The following is a 7,839-nucleotide window of genomic DNA, read 5'->3' as shown; positions in this document are numbered from 1 at the left end:
GTTCCCCCGGCTTTCATGAAATCATCGACAACCAGTACTTTCGAGCCTTTTTTCAGGCTTCTTTTTGAAAGAACCATTGACTGGATCCTCTTGTTCGAACCTGATACATAATTAATGCTGACCGTCGACCCTTCCGTCACACGGCTGTCCCTTCTTACGATGACGACCGGAACGTTCAAGTAAGATGCTATGGCATTTGCGATCGGAATTCCTTTTGTAGCCACTGTCATGATGACATCAATTTCTTTTTCAGCGAATGCCGAAGCAAGGAGCTTCCCTACTTTTTTCATCAAGAGAGGGTTCCCAAGCAGATCCGTCATGAATAAGTAGCCCCCGGGCAGAAGGCGATCTGAACTTTCCATATGCAGACAAAGCTCTTCTATCACTTTTTTTGCTTCATCGCTGTTTACCTTAGGGATGTACTTGACTCCTCCTGCAGCTCCCGGTACTGTTTGAACAATTCCTATCCCGCGTCCTTCAAAGGTTTCTTTAACAATCGTCAAGTCTTCACTGATGGAGGACTTGGCAGAACCATAACGCTCAGAGAAAAATGTCAAAGGTACAAGTTCGTGAGGGCGTTCTAATAAGTAATGAGTCATATCGATTAATCGTTCACTACGCTTAAACTTCACCAAAACTACCTCCTAAATCCGAATATTGTAATGTAAATATATCATTAATATACGGATTTAAGCAAGAAGCTTATTCACCAAGCATACGCACTGCAAATACTTGATCACAGAACCCTCTTAACCCATTATAGATTCGGTGAAGCCTCGATTCATATTGCACTAATCCATATACTGTCGGTCCGCTTCCACTCATCAATACGGCATCCGCTCCGAAGCGTTCCATCTGGTCTTTAATCTGGGCAACCTCAGGATACATATCCAGAGTCACCGACTCCAGCACATTCCCAAGATTGGAGCAGATGTCACTGTAGGAATTGTGATTGAGTGCAGCGATCATTGCTTCTGTATTGGGGTGCCGGATGTTTGATATATTCAAGTTTTTATAAACATCTGCTGTCGAAACACCTATAGTCGGCTTGGCCAGGATGACCCAGCAATTCGGCGGAGCTGGCAGATGTTCAATCTTCTCCCCGCGGCCGGTTGCGAGTGCAGTCCCTCCGTAAACGCAGAAAGAAACATCCGAGCCAATCTCAGAACCTAACTCAGCGAGCTCGTCCAGACTGAGGCCCAACTCCCATAAACGATTCAGCCCTTTCAACGTGGCGGCTGCATCACTGCTCCCGCCTGCCAGCCCTGCAGCAACCGGAATCACTTTATCAATGGAAATCGCGACACCCTTTTTGATATCCAACCGATCCTTTAACAGCTGTGCTGCCTGATAGGCAAGGTTTCTTCCATCATCCGGTACAAATCGATTGTGAGAGAGAATTTTAATCGTGTCATCTGTAAGATTCGTGAGCTCAATTCTATCTGCCAAATCGATGGTGGTCATAACCATCTCAACCTCATGAAATCCATCGGGGCGTTTATGTAAAACATCAAGTGATAGGTTAATTTTTGCCGGTGCCTTCACTAATAACCTCATTTCATCACCTTCTTACCATACTCTTTTCACTTATTGTATCACACACTTCTTTCGGAAGTGTCATCATCTTACGATACTCATACAAATATGATATTTTACCACGTTAACAAGGAATAGAAAAGCACTGCTTTAAGGAGAAGGTGACTTCATCAAGAGATTGCATCATTCGTACGTTACTGTATAAGAAAGGGATCGCCTCAAATTATGACTTTGAGGCGATCCCTAGCCGGTACGGATCAAAGGTTGTGACTCCTAAAAGAAAAGCACTATTGGCTGTTACGGGACGCCAGCTCTCCGCTGGCACGTTCAATGGCTCGTTTCACCATGTTCCCGGCATCTCTTGCTGTAATGCCGCCCCAGCCGTCTTTCTGAACAACATCATAGAACCCAAGTTCCTGTGCAAGTTCTTCTTTTAATTGATCAGACATGATTCCTCTTCTTCTGCTCATCGTTTTTCCCCCTTAAGTTGTACCTTATGTTTAATATGTGTACATAAGGATAAAACATTACCAGGGTGTATAAACCAATTTTAGCAAATCAGACTAGTCCCTGACTTGTTCCTCCGGGAAAGCTGTCTGCTGATATTTAGACAAATAAAAAAGCAGTAAACGTATTGTCTACTGCTGGCTAAAGATGATACTTCCTGTTGCCTCATCATAAAATGTTAATTGAACTGTCTCAGTGAGAACATCTGCATAGCTGTAAGAAACCCGTTCGAACGCATTCTCTTCCTGGTCAAGCTGTACTACAAATACAGAAGGATACGTTTCGGCTAGAACGCCTGAACGTTCAATTGTTTTTCGACGTCCACCGTTTGCTTTAAGCATTAAACGTTTCCCGAGATTGGAATCAAGGGATCTTTTAATGTCGGCTAATGTTTTTGGCATTTCGCTTCCACCTCACTGTTAAAAATTATAACACATTATGTAATTTAAGTCAAATAAATTTATTATTTTAACAAGAAGTTCAAATACCTGTCAATATATTTTATTCAACAAAAAATACGTTTTTTCTACATCTTTACCTTTCCCTGGTAATTTCGAAATTATGTAAACTATTTTATTTAGGGGTTTCCTCCCGGCCATTAGGCGATTTAGCAGATACATTTCCTTAGCGGGAGGAGAGGTTTGAAGAGATCCTTCGTTTGTCCTGAAAAAGTTTAAAAGCTTTTGGACTTCAGGAAAAAAATAAACCCCGCAATCCGCATCAAATTGCAAGGTTTCAGTCTTTATGTCGAAAACTTTATTCCTCTTCTTGGATTTTATAGGGCATCCCCGTCCTTAACACGCCCTTGGTTTCTAAACCGCCCAACCCCTTGTCTCCGGTCAATGTGTTTCGGATCACGTCCCATACATTCACAGAATCCTTATAAGCTGTGTAACTGATTTTCGCTACAATATAAACTGGATCCAACGCATGGATATTGACTCTTGACGGTGAGCTGGCAAAATTCGCACCCGCATGGATAAGGGACTCAAAATGAGACTGACAGGCACCTGCGAAAATAACGAGCTGATCCAAGTGGGGATACCTGCTCCTGACTTCCCTTACCGCTTGAACAAAATATTTAGAGTGACGGTAAGCATTGATATCCGACTTTATCCCTTTGGCTTTGGAGTAAGCATCATGACCCGTTATCACTACAATATTCGGTCTATATTTATCAATGAGGGGACCTATTTCATGCGGCATATCCGTCTCGCTGCAATGAACACCCTTCACCGGCACTCCGATTTTCTCATAAAGATCTAGACATTTTCGTAAATAGCTGGGATCTCCATCGAGATGAAGAACTTTACCGGGAACCTGGAAATAGTTAAACTCATCTCTATAAGCATTCGTCATTGTGTACTCTTGCTTTCGCTTAAGGAGCTCAATATCCTGCCGAAACAAATCAAAAGACTGCTCTTCCTTTGAACGGAACTCTTGAATGATCCGGTCCTGCTCTCTAGGGTCCATCTTCTTCAAATCATGAAAAGGAGCATCCGCTATTAATCGATAATCTTCCCCGTAAAGTACCGCCGTTCTCTGCCCGTCTATCATGCGGATATCGATGACTCTGAACAAGATATCACACTTATAAGAAAGACGACCCACGACTTCATTGATTTCGATCTTCACATCTGTCACTCCCATGGACTTACATTCATTAAGCGGGACAGGAAATAGCAAATAAAGGCTGACGTCATCCGCATCTTCCACACGCTGCGCAGGCCCTCTCACACTTCCTTTTTTTCATGCAGGCTCTTTCCCATACTTTGTCGTTTTGTACCAGGTAAACACCCTGATTTGAGTCTTTTCAGATCACTCAAACGGTATTGGTTTATGCTTGAGTCGAAATGAGCACTTGTTGGCACCCCATTCAGATCTCTTAGACGATGTATGAAAACACTAACCTTTTAGAAAACAGCCTTCATGTAAGTAATTATTCCCTGTGATAACTTATGCGGGGCATGGGTGATAGGTGTATGTAAATGTCGGGATTCCCAAAAGACGGATTTTAAAGTCAATATCAGAAATATTTTTTCATTTCAGCTTGAAACAGATAAGTAATACCTGCATCTGGCCGTATTAATGGATCCCGCTGAACAGAATTGATGACTCATACATTTGGAGCGTTCAGCTTAAACGATTTCACTCGTCTGCAATAATTCACTCTATGCTGCTTATTTGAGATTTATGCTTAAAAATTTATTTTATGCTGACTTTTCAAGGTTTATGAGTGGCTTGTCAGGCTTATGCTGAAAATATCTGACTGGTTCTGTTTGGGATCCGTGAGTAAACGAAAACAAGACTGCCTCCCGAAATCATTACCTTGATTTCAGAAGACAGTCTCCTTTATACAGAAAGTTAGTGAAAATGCGGATATAGTGCGTCACTTAATGCACCAAATTCTTGAATGGACAGGGTCTCGCCCCGTCTAGAAGGCTCCACATCCGCTTTTAACAATGCTTCTAAGATATATTCTTTCTTTTCCTTTCCATCCGCAAGCTGGCTGGTCAGATTGTTCAGTATCGTTTTTCTGCGCTGGGCGAACGATGACCGGGTTACCGTAAAGAAGAAATCCTCATCGATCACCTCCACCGGGGGCTTCTCTCTCTTTGTCAAACGGATTACTGCCGAGTCGACATTAGGCTGCGGCATAAAGACGGTCTTCGGTACTGTCATGACCATTTCCGCTTTCGTGTAATATTGAATGGCAATGGATAGAGAACCGTATTCTTTCGTACCAGGTTTGGCCGAGATCCGGTCTCCGACTTCCTTTTGAAGCATGACACAGATCCCTCTGATCGGCAGTCGTTCCATCAAAAGTTTCAGGATTATCGGAGTAGTCACATAATAAGGCAGGTTAGCCACAACCATGATGTCCTCAAAGCCATCAAATTCTTCCTCGATGATCGTCTTTACATCTGCTTCCAAAACGTCCTTATTGATGATTTTCACATTGTCATAAGGAGACAGTGTATCTCCAAGAATCGGAATCAGTCTCTGATCGATTTCAAACGCGACCACTTTTCCCGAGGTGCGTGCAAGGTGCTCTGTCAAGGCACCGATTCCAGGTCCTATTTCAATGGCGGCAGTATCCTTTGTCAGGCCTGCATGTTCAGTAATATTTCGCAGGATGTTGGGATCGATCAGAAAGTTCTGGCCGAGGCTCTTCTTGAAAGAAAAACCGTATTTCCCTAATATCTCTTTTGTACGCAGCGGGGTGGCAATATCTTTATGCATTGGTTTCCTCCTGAATAATTTCCATTAACGCACGCTTGAATTCATTCTTTTGGATATTGAACATCATCAAACGCTTATGAAGCTGTTTACCATTAGTGTATCCGATTCTAAGTTTCTCACCAAGTGCTATTCTTCTGTCCTTGGACTGTGGACTCCCGACAAGCCCTGCAGCAAGCAGATCTTCCTTTGTGATAATTTCTACACTGTCACCCTCAATCATATGAGCTTCCCGGAGGGCCTCCTTTATCACTTCGGGAGAAGCATGCTCTACACCTATCCCTCTCCCTGACTTGGGGATAGCATCCTTTTTATGAACAAATGCGTGCTTGCACCCCGGAACAGACTCACTGACGATCTTTCGGATGCGTTCTCCCGGGTAGTCTGGATCTGTGAAGATGATGACCCCCCTTTTTTCCTGTGCATGCTTTATTTTTTCGATGGTGGCAGCAGATACCGCTGATCCGTTAGTTTCAATCGTATCAGCTGAAACCGCCCGCTGAATCGCTGTTGTATCATCTTTACCTTCCACCACAATGATTTCTTTTATTTTCATAAAACCTCCAAAAAAGTTGAAACTTATTTTTCGTTACGTTCGTCTAATTAGTAGCAATCATTAATTTTATTATATCTGAATTAAGTAAACGCTTATACAAAAAGAAAAAAGCAGGAGAAGACCCCCTGCCCTTAGTCTAATATTTTCACTTTGATCGTTTTTCTTCCCCAGCGATACGCATCCGACTTGGAAGAAAAGAAGACATCAATCTTATTTCCTCTGATTGCACCGCCTGTATCAGCTGCGACTGCGTAGCCATATCCATCTACATACACTTTTGTACCTAAAGGAATGACAGAAGGATCGACTGCAATGACTTTAATACCCGGGTTAGCCTTAAGATTGATTCCTGTTGCCGTATGGCCTGAGCATCCGTTACAAGAAGCAGTATAGGCTGTAGAGCTGACATAGAATTCCCTGCCGCCGCTTTCTGCTGATGCTGATGCTGTACTTCCGCGAGAGACTTGAGCCACGAGAACCTTCGTCCCGACATTCACAATCTTATCCTGGCTGTCTTTCACCACTTTTTCACTGACTAACTTCCTGGAAACTTCTTCTCCATTCTCTTTTACAATTTCGTATTTCTTTTCAACCAGACCCTTTTCACCCTCCTGCACGATTTCTTCTTTGCCCTTGGAAAGGTCTGAGTCTTTTCGAGAAACGACAGTAAAGTCAGTTGACTCTTCCACTACATCGGTGACTTTTTCAACCCGAACGACATTTACGACATCATTTGCTTTCACTTTTGTGTCTAAATCTGGTTCAACGCGATCGGTTTTATTAAGTTGGATTCCCTGCTGCTTTAAAAAGTCAGCGACCGTAGTCGAAGTGGACCATACCTTTTGCTTTTTGCCTCCTTCCACAAGCTGAAGTGGAAAGGCTGCCTCAATGGTGATCTTCATGTCCCCGGTAATCTTCTTTGAAAGGTCCGGCTGAACCTTATCATGTTCCCCTATTTCGATCTCGTTCTCCGATAATAACTCTTTAACGGTATCCGCATTGGTCCAGATTTTCTTCATCTGATCACCAACTGATACTTCTACCTGTTTTGCCGGTTCCCAAACGACCTTCATGTTGTTTGTAACCTTTGTTGTTCCCGAGGGATACAAATAGTCTTCTGAGCGGGTTGAAACCTCTAATTCTTTTAATATATCTTGAATTGTGTTTGCATGCGTCCTTATCTCTTTTTGCTCGCCGTCTAGGGTCAATGCTACAGTATTTTTGGAACCTTCATAGAATAGAATTCCGAAAACAGCTGCCGATGCTGCAATAGTTGCAATTGCAGCGATCCATTTCCTTCGACTCAAAGACTTGGAAAACAGGCTTTTCATGTTTTCAAACTTCATGAAAAACGCCTCCTTTTCTCGGAGTGATTATATAGAGTATTCCAGAGAGTGTCAACCCTTACTTCTTTTTTCTTAATCTAGCAAAATGTTGAAAACCGGGGGAACATAGGACATATTATGCATAAAAAAAGAGAAAAAGAAAAGAGAGAGTTATCGACATGGTTATCCTATGTAAGACAAAAGCCATGTAGAACTTTTTGTTTTCCTTAATAAATTGGACAAGCTCCCTCAATTCTCGACAACATTTGATGTCAGTTTATGTTGAATAATTTATTTGCATTTGCGGTTGTGACCGCTTCTATTTCTTCTAACGAGATGCCTTTCAACTCTGCTATCTGTTCCGCCACCAGCTTTACATACGCAGGTTCATTCCGCTTCCCTCTATTCGGGTGAGGGGCAAGATACGGACAGTCCGTTTCGATGAGAAGTCTTTCCAAAGGAATTTCTTTCGCGACTTCTTTCGGTTTCTTTGCGTTCTTAAATGTGACAGGTCCCCCAAGGGAAATATAGAAGTTCATTTCGACACACTCTTGAGCAATTTCGGGACTTCCGCTGAAGCAGTGCATGATTCCGCCTACTTCTTCCGCCCCTTCTTCCCGGAGAATATCGACAATATCCTGGGTTGCATCACGGTTATGTATGACGATCGGAAGC

The 7,839-nt window shown here is 42.8% G+C and carries 9 protein-coding genes; all 9 read right to left on the bottom strand.

Features of this window, described 5'->3' with window-relative positions:
- Window positions 1–632: pur operon repressor (purR, locus tag HP456_RS16730; protein ID WP_172253154.1), on the bottom strand; the 632-nt coding region annotated here is incomplete at its 3' end.
- A 70-nt stretch (window positions 633–702) separates the two neighbouring features.
- On the bottom strand, window positions 703–1,557 hold the full coding sequence (gene ispE, locus HP456_RS16725) for a 4-(cytidine 5'-diphospho)-2-C-methyl-D-erythritol kinase (protein WP_172253151.1): 855 nt from the start codon (window positions 1,555–1,557) through the stop codon (window positions 703–705).
- Between the two features lie 266 nt (window positions 1,558–1,823).
- Window positions 1,824–2,006 (bottom strand): small, acid-soluble spore protein, alpha/beta type, encoded by a 183-nt coding sequence (locus HP456_RS16720; protein ID WP_172253149.1) that lies wholly within the window; start codon window positions 2,004–2,006, stop codon window positions 1,824–1,826.
- Between the two features lie 168 nt (window positions 2,007–2,174).
- Window positions 2,175–2,444: a biofilm formation stimulator Veg gene (veg, locus tag HP456_RS16715; RefSeq protein ID WP_064091133.1), complete on the bottom strand. Its 270-nt coding sequence runs from the start codon at window positions 2,442–2,444 to the stop codon at window positions 2,175–2,177.
- A 355-nt stretch (window positions 2,445–2,799) separates the two neighbouring features.
- Entirely contained in the window at window positions 2,800–3,678 is an 879-nt protein-coding gene (yabG, locus tag HP456_RS16710; RefSeq protein ID WP_172253158.1) for a sporulation peptidase YabG, read from the bottom strand.
- Window positions 3,679–4,407: 729 nt separating this feature from the next.
- Window positions 4,408–5,286 carry a 16S rRNA (adenine(1518)-N(6)/adenine(1519)-N(6))-dimethyltransferase RsmA gene (rsmA, locus tag HP456_RS16705; protein WP_172253147.1) on the bottom strand — a complete coding sequence of 293 codons (879 nt, stop codon included), beginning with the start codon at window positions 5,284–5,286 and terminating at the stop codon, window positions 4,408–4,410.
- Window positions 5,279–5,839 carry a ribonuclease M5 gene (gene rnmV / locus HP456_RS16700; RefSeq protein WP_172253145.1) on the bottom strand — a complete coding sequence of 187 codons (561 nt, stop codon included), beginning with the start codon at window positions 5,837–5,839 and terminating at the stop codon, window positions 5,279–5,281. The genes rsmA and rnmV overlap by 8 nt, the downstream gene beginning before the upstream one ends.
- 131 nt (window positions 5,840–5,970) lie before the next feature.
- On the bottom strand, window positions 5,971–7,185 hold the full coding sequence (locus HP456_RS16695; protein WP_246289156.1) for a G5 and 3D domain-containing protein: 1,215 nt from the start codon (window positions 7,183–7,185) through the stop codon (window positions 5,971–5,973).
- Between the two features lie 251 nt (window positions 7,186–7,436).
- On the bottom strand, window positions 7,437–7,839 hold a 403-nt coding region (locus tag HP456_RS16690), incomplete at its 5' end, for a TatD family hydrolase (RefSeq protein ID WP_172253143.1).

The sequence above is a fragment of the Bacillus haikouensis genome, assembly GCF_013179555.1.
Lineage (GTDB): Bacteria > Bacillota > Bacilli > Bacillales > Bacillaceae_B > Rossellomorea > Rossellomorea haikouensis_A.
The sequence above is the reverse complement of the archived record's forward strand: the minus strand, read 5'-3'. Positions and strand labels throughout refer to the sequence as shown.